Raw genomic sequence first — 17438 nt, 5'->3', positions numbered from 1 at the left:
CATCACATGCTGTCCCGTACGCTCGAACAGACACTCCACCGCGCCCTGACATTCGCAGGTGACCGGCGTCACGAATATGCAACCCTCGAACATCTTCTGCTCGCGCTGACAGAAGACGACGATGCTCTGACGGTCTTCCGGGCCTGCGGCATCGATCTCGACAAGCTGCGCTCCGATCTGACGGATTTCCTGGACAAGGATCTGGCCGGACTAGCGGCGGAACGTCCGACGGAACCCAAACCGACCGCGGCTTTCCAGCGCGTGATCCAGCGCGCGGCCATCCATGTGCAGAGCACGGGGCGCGACGAGGTTACGGGCGCAAACGTGCTTGTGGCTCTGTTTGCCGAACGTGAAAGTCACGCCGTCTATTTCCTGCAGCTGCAGGACATGACACGACTCGATGCAGTCAATTTCATCTCGCACGGTATCGCCAAGGCTCCGGATCGGGGTGCAGGACGGCGCGCGGCTGCGGCCTCCAAGGACACATCCGAGCGCGAGGAGCGCAAGGAAACGCCCAAGGAAGGCGCGCTCGCAACCTATTGCGTCGATCTGAACGAACGTGCGCGTGAAGGGCGGATCGATCCGCTGATCGGTCGCGATCAGGAGATCGAACGCACCATCCAGATCCTGTGCCGCCGCACGAAGAATAACCCGCTTTATGTAGGCGATCCCGGCGTCGGCAAGACGGCGATTGCCGAAGGTCTGGCAAAGCGGATCGTGGAAGGCGAAGTGCCGGACGTTCTGCTGAACAGCACGATCTACTCGCTGGATATGGGCTCGCTTCTGGCTGGCACGCGCTATCGTGGCGATTTCGAAGAGCGGTTGAAGGCCGTCGTGACGGAAATGGACCAGACCCCTGGTGCCATCCTGTTCATCGACGAAATCCACACCGTCATTGGCGCGGGAGCGACCTCGGGCGGTGCAATGGATGCGTCCAACCTGCTCAAACCTGCCCTGGCCGCCGGGACGCTGCGCTGCATCGGGTCCACGACCTACAAGGAGTTCCGCCAGCATTTCGAGAAAGATCGGGCGCTTGTCCGCCGGTTCCAGAAGATCGACGTGCCGGAGCCTTCGATCGAGGACGCGATCAAGATTCTTCGCGGCCTGAAGGGTAGCTACGAGAAGCATCACAAAGTCCGTTACACCGAAGAAGCCTTGCGGGGTGCGGTCGAACTGGCGGCCAAGTATGTCCATGACCGCAAACTGCCGGACAAGGCGATCGATGTGATCGACGAAGTTGGCGCGGCCCGGATGCTTATCCCCGAGAACAAGCGCCGCAAGACCGTGACGCTGAAGGACGTGGAAGAGGCCATCGCCAAGATCGCCCGCATCCCGCCCAAAAGCGTTTCGGCCGATGACCGCGAGACCCTGCGCCATCTGGAACGGGACCTGCGGAACATGGTCTTCGGGCAGGACAAGGCGATCGACGCGCTGGCTGCGGCGATCAAGCTGTCTCGCGCCGGGCTGCGCGATGCGGAAAAGCCGATCGGCAACTATCTGTTCTCCGGCCCCACGGGCGTCGGCAAGACGGAAGTCGCCAAGCAGCTTTCCAACTCGCTCGGGATTGAGCTGATCCGCTTCGACATGTCCGAATACATGGAGCGTCATTCGATCTCGCGTCTGATCGGTGCGCCTCCGGGCTATGTCGGGTTCGATCAGGGAGGCCTGCTGACGGATGCGATCGACCAGCATCCGCATGCGGTCCTGCTGCTGGACGAAATCGAGAAGGCCCATCCGGACCTGTTCAATGTCCTGCTTCAGGTCATGGATCATGGTCGCCTGACGGATCACAACGGCAAGGTCGTTGATTTCCGCAACGTGATCCTGATCATGACCACCAATGCGGGCGCAGCGGACCTGTCCAAGGAAGCGATCGGGTTTGGACGAACGGCGCGGAGTGGCGAGGACGAAGAGGCGGTCAAACGCCTGTTCACACCGGAATTCCGTAACCGTCTGGATGCGATCATTCCCTTCGCCAACCTGACGCCGGAGACCGTGGGCCGCGTGGTCGAGAAGTTCGTGCTTCAGCTCGAAGCCCAGCTTGCCGACCGCCATGTGACGATCGAGATTTCCTCGAGCGCCAAGGAATGGCTCGCCGAACGCGGTTATGACCGCCTGTATGGTGCGCGCCCGCTGGGACGTGTCATTCAGGAATACATCAAGAAGCCTCTGGCCGAAGAACTGCTCTTCGGGCGACTGGCTCAGGGCGGTGCCGTTCGGATTGGTATGAAGAACGGCGCACTCGACTTCGATATTCTCGAAGGCAAGGATGACACCAAGGGCGAGGATGGCGCTTCGAAGAAAGACGAAGCGACAAGCTGAAACCTTGCACTCCAGAAAAGGCCCGTGAGACACTGCCTCACGGGCCTTTTTTGTTACTGGTAGCGGGTACCGTTCACCACGACATAGCCGGGCCAGGGCCATTTGCGACCTGTGCCATGATGGGTCCAGTCCACGCCCTGGCGGCGCAGGCTGTCGTAATAGTAGCGGCCTTGGACCTCAACCTGATCGCCCTTGCTGACCCAGGGCCATTGCGGTGCATTCATCTGGTCCAGATCGGACACGATCCGGATAGAGACCCCCTGCCCGACCGACAGATAGAAATAGCCGTGCCAGCCGCTGCGGGTCCGCTTTGCTCTGGGAGAGACCGCCAGCACCTGCCCGCACAGATGCTCGGGCAGGTCGATGCCAGTCGGGCCGCTCTGTTCCAGTCCCTGCTGATCAGCGAGGAAACGCGCATTGTCACACTGTGCTGGCATGCCATGCGTGCTGTGGGATGCAGTATTCTGACCGAAAAAGCCCTGAGCAGATGCGGCTAATGGCGCGCATAGCAGTGCCACAGCAAACGTGGAGAGCAGGCGGAATGTCATGAAGGGGGTTTTCTCCTGTCGGGGCGGCCCTGTCTGTTGCTCTGCCGCCGGAAGGTCCGGACCGGACACAAAAAAACCCGCCCCAAAAAGGGAACGGGCCTTTCTGCTGGTCCGCGATAACGGATCAGGGAGCTTCGCTGGCGCCCTCACCGGCGGCAGGCTCAGCCTTGGCGGCTTCGCTCACAACCGGACGTGCCGGTGCGCCATCCGTGATCATTTCGAGCTGGCCCGTGATCTGACCACCATCTTCAACCTGAAGGCGGCGGCACTTCACCTTGCCAATAAGGCGACCGGTCGCGCGGATCGTGAGGCTTCCATTAACCGTCAGGGTGCCGTCGATCGTGCCAGCCAGTTCCGCGTCTTCAACCTCAACGCCACCCCGGAATACGCCGCCATGCGTGACCTGAAGCTCGGCAGCATGGATCATGCTGGACTCGACCGTGCCTTCGACAACGAGGCGCTCGGCGTCCTGCACGGAGCCCTGAACGCTGATGCCACGGCCGACAACGAGCGTACGACGCTCCGGACCGGTCTGGCGCGGTGCGCCCGGAACGGCGGCCACACCGGGGCGCGGTGCCCCTGCCGGCGTTACGCCCGTCGGAGAATTGGAAGACGGCGGTGCCGGAAAAGGGGTACGACCCATGGGCGCGGGGTCCTTCTGCTGGTTGGGCTGCTGGGCGAGTTGGGGACTGGAGGGCGATCCGGATCCTGACGCGGGAGCCGTCTGGCTGGGAGCGTCCGGCCGGTTGGGGAAAATGGGCTGACCTGCAAGTTTGCCGTTCTCGACAGGCTTGGAGTCATCTTCCGGTTTGCGTCTTCTGAACAAGGAAACCCCGCTGCGGATCTGGAAAAGAACACTCTAATTCTGTCTCGGACGTCTCCCGGAAAATCCATTGCGAGAACTGGACGCTCGCAGACAGAGCATTCGGGAGCCGGTCTTTCGACAAGGCTACACGCTCACGACCCGGCGGGACAAGACGCGCATTTCCATAAATGTGACGAAATCTCACGGATGAAAACGGCGTCGGGTTAACCGGGAGTTGGCGTGAACCCAGAGGGCACCTATGATCGTGTTGATTTAATGGCGCAGCCTGCCCGTTAAATGTTTTTTTCTGAAGTTTTCAGCGACCTGACCGGAGTTCCAATGTCTGCACCCCAGCATGACCTTCTGTGTATCGGCAATGCCATCGTCGACGTTCTCGCCCCTGTGGGCCAGGACCTGATCGACGGGCTTGGCGCTGCTGCCGGGAGCATGACCCTGATCGACGCTGCCACGGCGCATGCCATCGAAAGCCGCGTGGATATCGAAAACGTGACAGGCGGCGGTTCTGGCGCCAACACGGCCGTCGTGGCGGCCCGTATGGGGGCAAAAGTGGCCTACCTCGGCAAGGTCACGGCTGATGAAGCCGGCGACCATTTCACGCGCGACATCCGCGAACAGGGCATCACCTTCCCGTCCGAGCCGCTTCCGGCTGCCGATGGCACGCCGACCGCACGCTGTATCGTTCTGGTAACGCCCGAAGGCCAGCGTACCATGTTCACCTATCTTGGCGCCTGCACGGAATTCACGCCCGAGGACGTACATGAGTCCGTCGTGGCGGATGCGGCCATCACCTACCTGGAAGGCTATCTGTACGACAAGCCGCAGGCTCAGGAAGCATTCGAACACGCAGCCCGTCTGGCCCGCAAGGCTGGCCGCCAGGTCGCCCTGACGCTATCCGACACGTTCTGTGTGGAACGCCACCGCGCGGCCTTCCACGAGCTTGTGGCGGGCCATGTGGACATCCTGTTCGCCAACGAGGCCGAGCTGCTGGCCCTGTACGAAGTCACGGATTTTGAAGAAGCCGTCACGCAGGTTGCCGCTGAAACCAAGCTGGCCGTCATCACGCGCAGCGAAAAGGGTGCGGTCGTGATTGGCGAAGGCGAGCGCCATGACGTTCCGACAACGGAAGTGAAGGTCGTGGACACCACGGGCGCTGGCGATGCGTTCGCAGCAGGCTTCCTCGCCGGGTTGAGCAAAAAGCACGACCTCATCACCTGCGCGAAGCTGGGCAATCAGGCGGCCGGTGAGATCATCACTCGTTACGGTGCCCGCCCGACCGAAACGTTCACGCTGACGGCCTGAGACGTACCACTGGGCCGGTCTTAAAGATCGGCCCAGCCAATGCGAGCGACCCTATACCGGTCAAAGGACTCCCGCACAGCCGGGTCCAGAAGCGCGGCCAGTTCGCCTTCCTGCTCATAACCCGGCATGAAACGCTGCATCATGGCGTCCTGAGCCGTGGCGGGGTGAAAATAGATTTCGCTTGTGCCCACCGGCAGACGCGGAATGAGTCCGCGAATATGGTCAGGCGTCATATGGCCGGACCAGCGCAGACCGAAGCACCAGTCATTGGTTTTCAGCCCCGCCTTGCGGATCTGGTAACGCAGCACGCCGATCCAGTGCCGCAGGGCGCGGTCTCCCAGCGTATCGTTGGCCTCAACAGACTCCGGCGGCTCAAACGGCGAGCGCACCGCCCGCAATCCATGCTCCAGACCGGACTCGATCAGAAAGCGCCCCACGGTCGGATGCAGATGCATGTGCTTGTGGGCATTCGCATGATCAAGCGTCAGGCCGCTTGCCGCAAAGGCCCGGAACTGAGCTTCGATTTCGCGACGCAGAGCGCTTCGGGCCTGCGGGCTGAAAAAATACTCCACACCCAGACGAAGCTGGTTCCGCCCGAACCATCCCTGTTCGTCCGTAATGGCAGGCAGATCGAGCACGGACCTGCCCTCAATCGCCACGACATGCAGCCCGACTTTCAGATCCGGCATCGTCTTCGCTCGCCGGATGGCATCCTCGGCGGCATCTCCGGCAACCATCAGACTGGCCGTGGACAGGATGCCGTTGCGATGAGCCTGTTCGATAGCCTCGTTGACTTCGAGGCTCATGCCGAAATCATCGGCAGAGACGATGGCGCGGCGCAGGGAACTGGATGTCATGGCGGATCTCACAAAAAAGGGGTCATGACATGCGCCATGACCCCTGAAAAATAATACGTCAGGCGCGCCGCTCAGGCGGCGTGACGGTCCTTGAGGAACTGGAAGAACTCCACACCTTCGCGCAGACGACGCTTCATCATCTGCGGGCTGCGGATCATCTCGTTGACGATGGAGGCGATCTTGGAGCCGCGGAAGTAGAACTTGCGGTAGAACTCCTCGACGCTCTCGAAGATTTCCGTATGCGACAGATGCGGATAATGCAGCGGTGCAATCTGCACGCCACTCTCATCAATCAGTTCGGCTTCCGCCTCGTTCAGCCAGCCATTTTCCGTCGCCTGCTTGTGCAGGAACGTGCCGGGATATGGCGCGGCCAGGGACACCTGCAGCGTATGCGGGTTAATCTCTTTAGCGAACTGGATCGTCTCCTGAATGGTCTCCTTCGTCTCGCCCGGCAGGCCGACGATGAAGGTTCCGTGGATCTTGATGCCCAGCTTGTGGCAGTTGCGCGTGAATTCCTTGGCCGTTTCGACCAGCATGCCCTTCTTGATGTTGTGAAGGATCTGCTGGTTGCCGCTCTCATACCCGACGAGCAGCAGACGCAGGCCGTTTTCCTTGAGAATCTTCAGGGTGTCGTAAGGAACATTCGCCTTGGCGTTGCAGGACCATGTGACACCGAGCTTACCCATTTCGCGGGCAATGGCTTCGGCGCGCGGCAGATCGTCCGTGAAGGTGTCATCATCGAACATGAATTCCTGCACTTCGGGGAAGTACTGCTTGGCCAGCCGCACTTCGGCAGCCACATGCTCGGGGCTGCGGGTCCGGTAACGATGGCCGCCCACCGTCTGCGGCCACAGGCAGAACGTGCAGCGCGACTTGCAGCCACGGCCCGTATAGATCGAGATGTAGGGGTGCTTCAGATAGCCGATGAAGTAGTCGTTGATGTTGAGGTCACGCTTGTAAACCTCGGTCACGAACGGCAGGCTGTCCATGTCTTCGATCATCGCGCGATCCTTGTTCGCGACGATCTCACCCTTCTCGTTGCGCCAGGTGATGCCATCCACTTCCGCAAGTGGCTTGCCTTCGGCGATTTCTTTGATGGTGAAGTCGAATTCGTTGCGCGCCACAAAGTCGATCGGGCTGCCCTTCTCCATGCTCTCGGTCGGCTGGACGGCCACCTTCGCACCGACCATGCCGATCATGATCTTCGGATTGGCATCCTTGATCATCTGCGCCACGCGGACGTCAGAAGCGAAGGACGGCGTGGACGTATGGATGACGACAAGGTCGCGGTTCTTTACGTCTTCGAGGATGGGGTCCATGCCCATCTTGGCGGGCGGCGCGTCAATCAGGCGTGATCCGGGAACGAGAGCGGCCGGCTGGGCCAGCCATGTCGGAAACCAGAAGGACTTGATTTCGCGCTTTGCCTGGTAGCGGGAGCCCGCGCCACCGTCGAAGCCGTCAAAGGAGGGAGGCTGGAGAAAAAGGGTTCTCATCATGATCGGACACTCTTTCGGGTGGCGCCGGCCTGGAGCGAGGGGGCGCAGGACACGGAATTACGTTTTCTTCGGGCGATATGGACCGTTCTGCCCCGCCATGCAACGCGCGATCCGCGCGCACTGCCCACCATAATGGCAGCAGACAGCCAGTCACGGACGACAAGAAGCGGGATGACACTCGGGAGCGGACAGTCCGTGGCACGGTCCATAATGCGGCTTCCAATAGCGCGGAGCAGCCATGTCAGAAGTAGCAGGAGCCATGTCCACCAGGCATTCGGACGGAACAGCACGGCCGTTACCGCCCAGAACAGGGGAAGCTGAATGGATGACAGACCATAGCCAACCGGAGCGACATTCTTGACGGTCCGCCCCCAGCGCAGCTCATGCGCCAGCAGCTCGCCGAGCGAATGTTCGCCCACAGTCGTGTGGGTCAGGGTCGGGGCGATGGCGATATTGTCGCCCCGACCCCGGATGAGTTGACCCAACTCGGCATCATCCGCCACATGATCAACCAGCGCCTCAAGACCCCCGATCTCTTCAAGGGTCTGACGCCGCAGGGCCATGGTCGCGCCCAGACAGTCCTGACGCCCGAGAAAACGGGACATCATGACGCCGGGCAGGAAATTATGATTGATCTGACAGGCACCAAGCTGCTGTACGAGCGTCCCGGCAGCAGGGCGGCCAGAATACAGGGTCGTCACCAGACCGGTCCCCTGCTCTTCCAGACTCGTCACGACATGACGCAGATAATTGGGGCTGGCGTGAATGTCCGAGTCGGAAATCACGATAATGTCATGACGGGACTCCCCGTACATGTTCATCAGATTCCCGACCTTGCGGTTCGGACCATATTCGCGCGGATCAATCACTACACTGACCGGAACCTGCGGATAGCGTAATCGAAGGCGTTCAACAACGGCCAGAGCCGTGTCCTGCGCGTCCTGTACACCAAAGACGATCTGAAAGTCGGAATAGTCCTGTGTGAAGACGCTTTCCAGCGCATCCTCGAGCAGCGGCTCGTTACCGTGCAGAGGCTTCATCACCGTGACGGCGGGCCATGTCCGCTCGAACAGGCGCAGCGCGTCATCCGCGCGGCGCTCCGTGCGGCGGAACCGGGCGAGCAGGAGGGCGCCCGTCAGCGCCTGTAGGTTTCCAGCGGCAGAAACAAGGGCACAGACGCTGGCTGCAATGGTAAGAGGTAAGGGCACGACGGTGTTCTAGCCTTCCCAAACGCTTTTGGGAAAGACTGCCATCGCGGGACCGGGCTCAGTCATGCAGGAAATGGGCTGTCTTGTCGTCCAGATGATCGGCCAGACCATTGGCACCGCCCTGGCTCAGGGCACCCCCGAAATCGGAACGCTGCGCTGCGACCTGACTGATATGCGCGTTCAGAAGAACGTCCGTAATCCGCCAGCCCGACGCTCCATTCGTCATGATGTAGTCGATGGGCACGGCTTCTGCGCCATCTGTCCCGCCGATCGTCGTATCAACAATCACACCTCCGGTCGGATTGGGGCGCGTCTGTGGAGAGACGGTAAATGCGGCCTGCGCCTGAGGCTTAAACGATGCGGCATAGTGCGCGATCGTGAACTGACGGAACGATCCCAGAAGGCGCGTGCGATCCGAAGGGCTCAGACTGTTATAACGTACACCGACTGAGCGACGAAGAATCGCTTCAAGATCAAACGCATGATCCACGGCAGGAGCAATCATCGTTGCGCGCTGCTGGGCGGTTTTTCCGGTTTTCTGGGCAACCTTCAGCGCGTCATAGAGAGCTGTGATAGGCGCCACGGCAGCAGCGGAATCCGCCGGCATAACCACCTCTGCCGCATCGGCCAGCGCTGCCGGAGAGAGCGACGTCAACGCAACAGGCCCTGTCAGAAGGCAGGCAGACAGAAGAGACAGAGTCACTTTCGGGGAAAAACGGCAAATCATGGTCGTACTTTCGTCCTGGTAGACAATTCCGGGCATAGAGATCAGGTTCATGACACAATGTATCAAGTTCCCTGTATCAGGTTCTGGCATCCATAAAGCCATCTGTGCTCGATTAGCCACAGGGGCGGTACGAAATATGCCGTCTGACATTGAGGCGAACACGACAATGGGTCTATAGGCAGTCAATCTAACGCCCGATGGTCCTTCACGTTTTCCGGTTTTCAAAACCGGGGCAGAAAAGGAGGCCACGGGCCATCCACGATGTGCAAGGCCCCGGGCGCCCTGATGGACGCACCTTCCGGAGGCTAGAACCAGAGGATTATAATGGCCGTTCCTTTGATGCAGGCTGTCCGAGTCGGACGGTACGTTGTCAAGCAGCACCTCACGGGCCGCAAGCGATATCCGCTGGTCCTGATGCTCGAACCGCTGTTCCGTTGCAATCTGGCATGCGCCGGTTGCGGCAAGATCGACTATCCGGCGCAGATCCTGAACCAGCGTCTCAGCCTTCAGGAATGTCTGGATGCCGACACGGAAGCCGGTGCTCCTGTCATTGCAATCGCCGGTGGTGAACCCCTCCTGCACAAGGAAATGCCCCAGATCGTCAAAGGTTTGATCGGGCGCAAAAAATACGTCTACCTGTGCACGAACGGGCTGCTGCTTGAAAAGAAGCTCGACGATTACGAGCCCTCCCCGTTCTTCTCCTGGGACGTGCATCTTGACGGCGATCAGGTGATGCATGACGCCTCGGTGTGTCAGGACGGCGTGTATGACCGTGCCGTAGCGGCCATCCGCCTTGCAAAATCCCGTGGCTTCCGCGTCTCGATCAACTGCACCGTCTTCGATGGAGTCGTCCCCGAACGTCTCGCAGCCTTCTTCGATGAAGTCATGGCCCTGGGCGTTGACGGCATCATGACGGCTCCGGGCTATGCCTACGAGCGCGCACCGGATCAGGAGCACTTCCTGAACCGCCAGAAGACAAAGCAGCTTTTCCGCGACGTATTCCGCCTTGGAAAAGGCAAGAAATGGCGCTTCACGCAGTCCCCGCTGTTCCTGAACTTCCTGGCAGGCAATGAAAACTATCACTGCACGCCTTGGGGCAAGCCGCTGCGTACGGTCTTTGGCTGGCAGCGTCCGTGCTATCTGCTCGGCGAAGGTTATGCCAAGACCTTCAAGGAACTGATGGAAGACACAGCCTGGGAGCAGTACGGCACAGGCGCATATGAGAAATGCGCCGACTGCATGGTGCATTCCGGTTACGAATCCACAGCCGTCATGGACGCTGTCGCGCGCCCTTGGCACATCGCGAAGGTCGCCCTTTTCGGCCCCGAGACCGAAAAGCCGATGGTTCCGGAAATCTCGCTCGCCAACCAGCGCCCCGCCGAATACGGCTATGAAGCGCAGGTCCAGCAGCAGATGGAACGCATTTCCACAGGCGCAAAGCCCGCCCGTGGCCCGCGCGTCCGCGTCAACGGTCGCCCGGCGGCCAATACAGTTTCAGAAGCTGCCGACGCAGCAGACTGAAAACGGATCTGCTTAATCCGCACGAAAAAACCGGCTCCCTGTGAGCCGGTTTTTTTTATGGACAAGCCTCGCGTCTACACTCACCAAATGAAGGGCATGGCATCCGTCAGTCGTCCTGTTATGATTGGCTATTCATTATTCTGGCCGGACCATGCTGACCCCTATTCTTGTTATCTGCCTGCTCATTTTCCTCAATGCCGTGTTTGCCATGGGAGAAATGGCTCTCATTTCGGCGAAACGGCCACGGCTTGAGGTTCTGGCCAAGCAAGGAGTCCGGGGAGCAACAACTGCAATCCGTCTGGCGGAAGATCCGCACAGCTTCCTGCCGACCGTTCAGGTCGGCATGACGTTGGTTTCCATTCTTGAAGGTACGTTTGGCGGCAGCCAGATGGAAGGCACCGTCACGCCCTGGATTGCGGACGTTCCCTCACTGCGCCCGATTGCCAGCGAAATCTCGATGGTTCTAGTTGTCGCAATCATCACCTTCGCCATGCTGGTTTTCGGTGAACTGATTCCCAAACAGATTGCCCTGCAACAACCGGAAGCCATTGCTTCACGTCTGGCCTGGCTTCTGGTCGGCGTCGCGCGGATAGCACAGCCGATTGTCTGGCTGCTGAGCGGCACATCCTCGCTGGTTCTCCGGGCACTCCGGATCGGACCTCTGACGCGCGCTGCCGTGACGGAAGAGGAACTGAAGGCCGTTCTGGCCGAAGGTGCACGTGCGGGCGTACTCGAAACCGACGAACAAGCCATGATCGAGCGCCTTCTGCGTCTGGCAGACCGACCGGTGAGAGCCATCATGACGCCGCGCAATGAACTGTTCTGGATCGACAGACATGCGGATCAAGAAACACTGGTCCGCAAACTGCGCCAGACTTCATATGCCCGGATCGTGGTCTGTGAAGGCGATGTCGATCATCCGGTCGGCGTCATTCTTGCCAAGGACATCATGGACCGACTGCTGCTGAAACTTCCGGTTTCCGTTGATGCGGTCCTGCGTGAGCCTCCCGTTATTCCGGATAGCCTTAGCGCCCAGGACATGATCGAACGTATGCGCGGGGTCAATCTCGGAATTACGTTCGTTCTGGACGAATACGGTTCGTTCGAAGGCATCGTGACACCGTCGGACGTTCTGGAGGCAATCGTTGGCGAAGAAAAAACGGAGTCCTCTTCGTCTGAACTGCAGGCCGCCGAAGGCGAAGACGATTATATTTTTGAAGGTTTTATGCCTGCGGATGAACTACGCTCGCGGCTTAACCTGCCGGAACTTCCCGGCGCCGGAGGGTACCATACCCTTGGCGGTGTCATGCTGGCGCTTCTCAGGCGTGTTCCTGCACGTGGAGACAAGGTCGCGTTTGGCGGATGGCTATTCGAGGTTCTGGAAATGGACCGCCGGCGCGTCGGAAAGGTCAAGGTCAGCCGACAGATTCTTGCTGAGGACTGACCAGACGGTTTCAGGCCCTGCTTGTGAAAAAGGCCTGCCTTTCACTGACCGGCGCATAAGCTCCCTGATTGCCGTAGTTCTGGGGCAAAGTTGTCGCCGGAGTTGAGGTCAAAAGTTCAATCACACGCTTCTGTGCCGTAATTGCCCTTTGCAGAAGTTCACCATTGCGATTGCCCAGTTCTGTCATCTGTTCCAGTAAATCTCGATAAGGCAACGCCGACGACTCCAGTCGCTCTTCACTGTCTTCATCATCCGGACAGCAGGGACAAAGATCCTTTTTTCGATCATTGGCTACCGCGACTTCTTGCTCGAGCGTTCTGGCGGCATTCTGCTTGTCGGGCAGGAGCGCCAACGCATCCGGGATGCGCGCTTCTTCCAAGGCAGAATTTTCTGCTTCCAGAATGGCGATCAGCCGCTGCATGGCGGGAATAATGGACGCGCTCATTTCTGCTCCTGCATGGCCAGCATCTGGCGATCAATCGCATCCGTCATGCCGATACCACCATTGTTTTCCATCTGTTTGGCAATCTGCTCTACCAGCATGGGCCGGAACTGCTTTTCTCCGGCTCCGCCGCTGAACATGTTGTCACTGTCGTCTTCCGTAGCAAACATGGGCTGAAGCATCTGGTTGATAGCCATGGATTCGAAATCCTGGGCAGACTTCAGGGTTTTAGCCGGATCTGCCTTCTGCCCGTGTAACGGAAATCCCGATGATATTGTGCTGCTGGTCGAGGATATGGTCATCAACGCATCTCCAGTTCTGCCTGCAGGGCACCATCTGCCTTGATGGCCTGCAATATGCTGATCATGTCTCTTGGTCCCACACCCAGAGCATTCAGGCCCGCCACAAGCTCTCTGAGCGTTGTCCCGCCCGGCACAACCGCCAGATGCTGGTTTTTGCCCGTATCCACCTTGACGTTCGTGCGCGGCACAATGGCTGTCTGGCCATTGGAAAAGGGGCCGGGTTGAGAGACCTGAGGAGTTTCGGTCACTTGTACGGTCAGATTTCCCTGTGCCACGGCAACCGTGCTGATCCGGACATCCGCACCCATGATGATAGTTCCGCTGGCCTCATCGACCACCACCTTGGCAGGCGTATCAGGCGTCACCAGAAGATCGCCGATTCGCGAAAGTGTAGGCACAGGATCATGGCTGCTCAGATCCAGCAGGACCGTCCGCGGATCCTGAACATTCGCAATCGGCCCGAAGGTCCGGTTGATGATCGCCGCGATCCGACTCGCCGTCGTGAAATCAGGATTCCGCAGGCTCAGATGCAGGTTGGCACGATGGCTGAGGTCGAAAGGAACCTCCCGTTCGACAATACCACCATTCGCAATATGTCCACTCGTTGGCACATTACGGGTGATGGATGCAGCCGCACCGCGCGCTGAAAAAGCGTTTGTCGCTAACGATCCCTGAGCCACGGCATAAACTTCACCATCAGCCGCCATCAGGGGCGTAACCAGCAGCGTGCCTCCTGTAAGAGACGATGCATCGCCCGCAGCAGACACCGTTACGTCAATTCGGTTTCCACCATGCGCAAAAGCCGGAAGATCTGCTGTCACCATGACTGCGGCAACGTCATGTGTCTGAAGCTGGGTTTCCTGGTCGCGGATGTTGACGCCCAGACGATTCAGCATGGAAATCAGCGTTTCGCGCGTAAAAATTGTATTGGTGAGTCGGTCGCCGGTACCATTCAGTCCCACGACAAGACCGTAACCGATCAACTGGTTGCTTCGCACACCTTCCATATCCGTGATGTCCTTGATGCGGACACTGGCTGCCAGCGCAAAACCCGGCAGAAGCAGCAGCCCGACGCAGAAGAACGCGGTAAGCCGCTGCCTCAGAATGCGGGAAAATAACGAAGGTCGCAGAATAAAGCGCATGGGTGACAGGGGGTATCCTGATGCCTGCAAGACAGGTCTGGGGGTCTCAGATGGCGAGGATGGCCTTACAGGGTAAAGAAACCCCTAACGGAGACGCAGATTTCCGCGCTTTCCAAGAAACAGGCAAAGCATCTTCGGGGTTGGCGGATGCGCCTTGGGTAGTTATAAGCCGCGCGTTATCGCCTGCGGCTGTTGGAAGCGGACGTCGGCGGATCAGCCAGGGATTGGATGCGCATGATTACGCTGCCACCGGATTATAGGCCTTCCGACAACGAAGAGTTCATGAACCCGCTTCAGGTCGAGTACTTCAGGCAGAAACTTCTGCGCTGGCGTGTCGACCTTCTGAAAGAAGCGGATGGAACACTTGCGAGTCTCTCGGAAGGTGGAATCCATGAATCCGACATTACCGACCGCGCCAGCGTCGAGACGGATCGGGCGTTCGAGCTTCGAACCCGTGATCGTGCGCGCAAACTGATCACCAAGATCAATATGGCGCTCGAGCGGATCGAGGATGGAAGCTACGGCTTTTGCGAAGAGACGGGAGAACCGATCGGCCTGAAACGGCTCGAAGCCCGTCCGATCGCCACAATGTCCATCGACGCACAGGAGCGTCATGAGCGGATGGAAAAAGTCCACCGCGACGATTAAGGCTTGCGCTTGGCGCGCTGACCCGTTACGAAGCGCGCCAAGGCAACGGTATGCTGCTGTAGCTCAGTGGTAGAGCACTCCCTTGGTAAGGGAGAGGTCGACAGTTCAATCCTGTCCAGCAGCACCATTTTTCCTTATTTTCCAAAAAATCCATAATACGACGCAAATCGTATTAAGCGTGATGTAAAATATCGTTTTTTCAGATATTAGAAGTCATGAAGTCTGACCTTGCATGGTCCTGCATTGAACTCTCCTAAAATCAAAAATCAATCCGGCGAAAATCCCCGATATTTTTCGTTGTCCCGATTGACAGAATTTTCTTCTAGGTGCGCGCAATTCTCTCTCCCTATGAACAGACTTCCCCAAGACGGGGACAAGAATGAACACATATTGCAAAGCCGCCTTCCGAGGCGGTTTTTTTATGCCTGGAGATCTTATGCACCAGACTTCCCGCTGGACCATTGCCGATGCCCTGAAGGTTCATGCCGATGATCCTACGACGACCATGCCTGTTATCGCGGCTGACTTTCCCACAATGTCGGAAAGCGTCATGATCTGGGATACGGGTGCACTTCGTGACATCAACATGAATTCTGTCACCGTAAATGGATGGCATGTCATCTGGTCTCTGGCAGCAGACAAAATCGATCTGACCAACGCAAATATTGCAGCCGAATGGGCCAATCGAAACAATACTGCCTATATCGGTTTCTGGTATTCGAAGACCGGAAATGGGTCTGACTGGATCTGGGGCGGCCGACTTCTTCAGAAATCTGCAGATCTTCGCCCTTGGGAGTGGTCCGGCAATCTCGTCATGCGTGAAGGCAGCGAGAACACGGTCGACATGTTCTATACATCATGCGGCCCAGTGAATAACGACTTTGAAAGTGTTATTGCCGTCAGTACCGGCCAGATCCACACTGATGACCAGAAAGTCTGGTTCACCGGTTTTGATACGACGGTCGATATGTTCGATGCAGACGGAGTTCATGAGGCCAACGAAGCGGAAGACCCGTATTTTGATTTCCGCGACCCCTGCCCTTTCCTCAATCCGGACGACGGGCGAATCTATTGCGTTTATGAGACAAATGTTGCCGGCATGCGCGGGCAGTTTGTGATCGGCGCCAATGAAACCGGCCCCATTCCGCCCAACTATACCGTGGATCCGGGCGCAGGTTACGGCGCAGCATCCATTGGGCTGGCCATCCTGGACGACGGCGCCTACGAAGCAGGCGACTTCTCACGCGCCCGCTGGACGCAACTGGGACCAATCGTGTCGGCACTGGGCGTGAATGACCAGACAGAGCGTCCGCATGTCGTGTTTCAGAACGGCAAGCTGTATCTGTTCACGATCAGCCATCACTCCACCTATTCCGGCAATCTTCAGGGGCCGGATGGTGTTTATGGCTTCGTGTCCGATAATGGACTTGCGGGTCCGTTCAGGCCGATGAATGCGTCCGGGCTTGTGCTGGGCAACCCTTCGAGCCAGCCATATTCGACGTATTCACATTTTGTGGATGCTCAGGGGTATGTGCAGTCCTTCATCGACCACGTTCCTACCCCGACGGCTACCGATCCGAACGCCGTCCGGATTGGCGCCACACTGGCCCCGACCGTTAAGCTCGTTCTGGACGACGACCGCTCCTACCTCACCGAAATTCATAATTACGGGGAAATTTTTGCACAACGTGCTTGGCCAGCTACTGCGGCGGGTTGAGCCATTCGAACAGGACGGGGAGCATCGTCGGCGGCTCCCCGCCTTTTTTTATTGGTCGGGAATACGTCGAGTCGCCCTTATGAAAAAAGCCGCCCTCCTGAAGAAGATACGGCTTTTTTTTCACCATTATCGGGACTGTACTCAGTCGCGGCGATCGCGGATTTTAACGTAGGCGATCGCGGCATGCTCGGCGCAATATGGTTTTCCGGGAAGCGGTGTCGCCCCGCAGAAATGAAAGCCCGGTGTACCGGGATCGCCAATCGGCCAGCAGCACGAAGGACCGCGTCGCGTAGGACGGTCGATGCCAGCTGTCGAAAAGCGCGGCGGCACGGCTGGACGGGGCGCGGGAGCGACACGGGGCTCTGGTTTGGGGGGCGTGATGGGAGCCTCCCTGTGAGGCGCAGCAGCAACAGCCTCTTTCTGAACCGGAGAGACGACACGGGCCGCCGCGACAGGCTGGACAGGAGCCTTGGGGACTTCCGGAGCCGAAGGGGCCTTACGGGCAGGCGTTTCGGCAGTTTTTTCCACAACGCCTGAGGCAGCCTTTGCCGGAGCAGCCTCCTTACCATCGGTGAACAGGTCCGATCCGGCAGCCTCTACGACCTTTGCCTTGGAGGGGCTTTTGCGACGAGGTGCGGCTTCGGTCGTTCCTGCTTCACCATCCGCGGCCTTGCGATTACGGATGGGAGACGGGCGGGGAGGCAGGCCCAGACGATGGGCCTTGCCGACAACGGCATTCTTGGTGATGGAGAGCTGGCGGCCGATTTCGGCGGTCGAAAGTCCCTGACTCCACAGATCGCGAAGTCTGGCGATCGTCTCGTCCGTCCACTCCATATGTTCGTTTCCCTGTCCCGCTTCGGTGCCTGACGTGGCCCGATATGCTGTTGATTTACAGTCCCGGCCCACCGGACCCGAAACATCTTCGGGAGGCTTCTTACC

General features: G+C 58.9%; 16 protein-coding genes and 1 tRNA gene. 7 read left to right on the top strand and 10 right to left on the bottom strand.

Going from position 1 to position 17438, the window contains the following annotated elements; genetic code table 11:
• Nucleotides 1–6 precede the first annotated feature (6 nt).
• Nucleotides 7–2322, top strand: a complete 2316-nt coding sequence (gene clpA / locus HKD28_RS06385; RefSeq protein ID WP_194267598.1) for an ATP-dependent Clp protease ATP-binding subunit ClpA — start codon at nucleotides 7–9, stop codon at nucleotides 2320–2322.
• A gap of 53 nt (nucleotides 2323–2375) precedes the next feature.
• Here clpA and HKD28_RS06380 read toward each other — a convergent pair whose 3' ends face one another.
• Nucleotides 2376–2870: a DUF3465 domain-containing protein gene (locus tag HKD28_RS06380; RefSeq protein ID WP_194267597.1), complete on the bottom strand. Its 495-nt coding sequence runs from the start codon at nucleotides 2868–2870 to the stop codon at nucleotides 2376–2378.
• Nucleotides 2871–2994: 124 nt separating this feature from the next.
• The gene (locus HKD28_RS06375; RefSeq protein ID WP_235993343.1) at nucleotides 2995–3696 is read right to left on the bottom strand and encodes a bactofilin family protein; all 702 of its coding nucleotides are present in this window, start codon (nucleotides 3694–3696) and stop codon (nucleotides 2995–2997) included.
• Between the two features lie 318 nt (nucleotides 3697–4014).
• Between HKD28_RS06375 and HKD28_RS06370 the strand changes: the two genes are divergently transcribed.
• Complete coding sequence (locus tag HKD28_RS06370; RefSeq protein ID WP_194267596.1) at nucleotides 4015–4995, top strand: adenosine kinase; 981 nt, start codon at nucleotides 4015–4017, stop codon at nucleotides 4993–4995.
• Between the two features lie 20 nt (nucleotides 4996–5015).
• On the opposite strand, the gene hpnK is transcribed toward HKD28_RS06370, so the two are convergent.
• From hpnK to HKD28_RS06350, 4 genes are all read right to left on the bottom strand, one after another.
• Nucleotides 5016–5852: a hopanoid biosynthesis-associated protein HpnK gene (gene hpnK, locus HKD28_RS06365; RefSeq protein WP_194267595.1), complete on the bottom strand. Its 837-nt coding sequence runs from the start codon at nucleotides 5850–5852 to the stop codon at nucleotides 5016–5018.
• Nucleotides 5853–5923: 71 nt separating this feature from the next.
• Nucleotides 5924–7348, bottom strand: a complete 1425-nt coding sequence (gene hpnJ / locus HKD28_RS06360) for a hopanoid biosynthesis associated radical SAM protein HpnJ (protein WP_194267594.1) — start codon at nucleotides 7346–7348, stop codon at nucleotides 5924–5926.
• Nucleotides 7345–8556, bottom strand: coding sequence for a bacteriohopanetetrol glucosamine biosynthesis glycosyltransferase HpnI (gene hpnI / locus HKD28_RS06355; RefSeq protein WP_194267593.1), 1212 nt, complete (start codon nucleotides 8554–8556; stop codon nucleotides 7345–7347). The genes hpnJ and hpnI overlap by 4 nt, the downstream gene beginning before the upstream one ends.
• Before the next feature lie 58 nt (nucleotides 8557–8614).
• Nucleotides 8615–9334, bottom strand: a complete 720-nt coding sequence (locus HKD28_RS06350) for an ABC transporter substrate-binding protein (protein ID WP_235993342.1) — start codon at nucleotides 9332–9334, stop codon at nucleotides 8615–8617.
• Between the two features lie 273 nt (nucleotides 9335–9607).
• On the opposite strand from HKD28_RS06350, the gene hpnH reads away from it, so the two are divergent.
• Entirely contained in the window at nucleotides 9608–10804 is a 1197-nt protein-coding gene (gene hpnH, locus HKD28_RS06345) for an adenosyl-hopene transferase HpnH (RefSeq protein WP_099286250.1), read from the top strand.
• A gap of 151 nt (nucleotides 10805–10955) precedes the next feature.
• Nucleotides 10956–12248, top strand: a complete 1293-nt coding sequence (locus HKD28_RS06340; RefSeq protein WP_194267592.1) for a hemolysin family protein — start codon at nucleotides 10956–10958, stop codon at nucleotides 12246–12248.
• Nucleotides 12249–12258: 10 nt separating this feature from the next.
• On the opposite strand, the gene HKD28_RS06335 is transcribed toward HKD28_RS06340, so the two are convergent.
• The 3 genes from HKD28_RS06335 to HKD28_RS06325 all read right to left on the bottom strand — a co-directional run bounded on the left by HKD28_RS06335 (nucleotide 12259) and on the right by HKD28_RS06325 (nucleotide 14134).
• Nucleotides 12259–12693, bottom strand: a complete 435-nt coding sequence (locus HKD28_RS06335; protein ID WP_194261686.1) for a flagellar protein FlgN — start codon at nucleotides 12691–12693, stop codon at nucleotides 12259–12261.
• Entirely contained in the window at nucleotides 12690–12887 is a 198-nt protein-coding gene (locus HKD28_RS06330) for a rod-binding protein (protein ID WP_228125379.1), read from the bottom strand. Before HKD28_RS06330 ends, HKD28_RS06335 begins: the two co-directional genes overlap by 4 nt.
• 104 nt (nucleotides 12888–12991) lie before the next feature.
• Entirely contained in the window at nucleotides 12992–14134 is a 1143-nt protein-coding gene (locus tag HKD28_RS06325; RefSeq protein WP_194267591.1) for a flagellar basal body P-ring protein FlgI, read from the bottom strand.
• A gap of 234 nt (nucleotides 14135–14368) precedes the next feature.
• Here HKD28_RS06325 and dksA point away from each other — a divergent pair, with 234 nt between their 5' ends.
• The 3 genes from dksA (at nucleotide 14369) to HKD28_RS06310 (ending at nucleotide 16499) form a co-directional block, all read left to right on the top strand.
• Nucleotides 14369–14782 carry an RNA polymerase-binding protein DksA gene (dksA, locus tag HKD28_RS06320; protein WP_099286346.1) on the top strand — a complete coding sequence of 138 codons (414 nt, stop codon included), beginning with the start codon at nucleotides 14369–14371 and terminating at the stop codon, nucleotides 14780–14782.
• Nucleotides 14783–14834: 52 nt separating this feature from the next.
• Nucleotides 14835–14909: transfer RNA gene (locus HKD28_RS06315), tRNA-Thr, on the top strand.
• Between the two features lie 309 nt (nucleotides 14910–15218).
• Nucleotides 15219–16499, top strand: a complete 1281-nt coding sequence (locus HKD28_RS06310) for a glycoside hydrolase family 68 protein (protein ID WP_235993341.1) — start codon at nucleotides 15219–15221, stop codon at nucleotides 16497–16499.
• 141 nt (nucleotides 16500–16640) lie between these two features.
• Here the strand turns inward: HKD28_RS06310 and HKD28_RS06305 are convergent, their stop codons facing one another.
• Nucleotides 16641–17333 (bottom strand): GcrA family cell cycle regulator, encoded by a 693-nt coding sequence (locus tag HKD28_RS06305; protein WP_194267589.1) that lies wholly within the window; start codon nucleotides 17331–17333, stop codon nucleotides 16641–16643.
• Nucleotides 17334–17438: the final 105 nt, after the last annotated feature.

Source organism: Gluconobacter cadivus, from assembly GCF_015244745.1.
GTDB lineage: Bacteria > Pseudomonadota > Alphaproteobacteria > Acetobacterales > Acetobacteraceae > Gluconobacter > Gluconobacter cadivus.
Note: the sequence above shows the minus strand (reverse complement) of the source record. Positions and strands in the feature narration are given on the sequence as shown.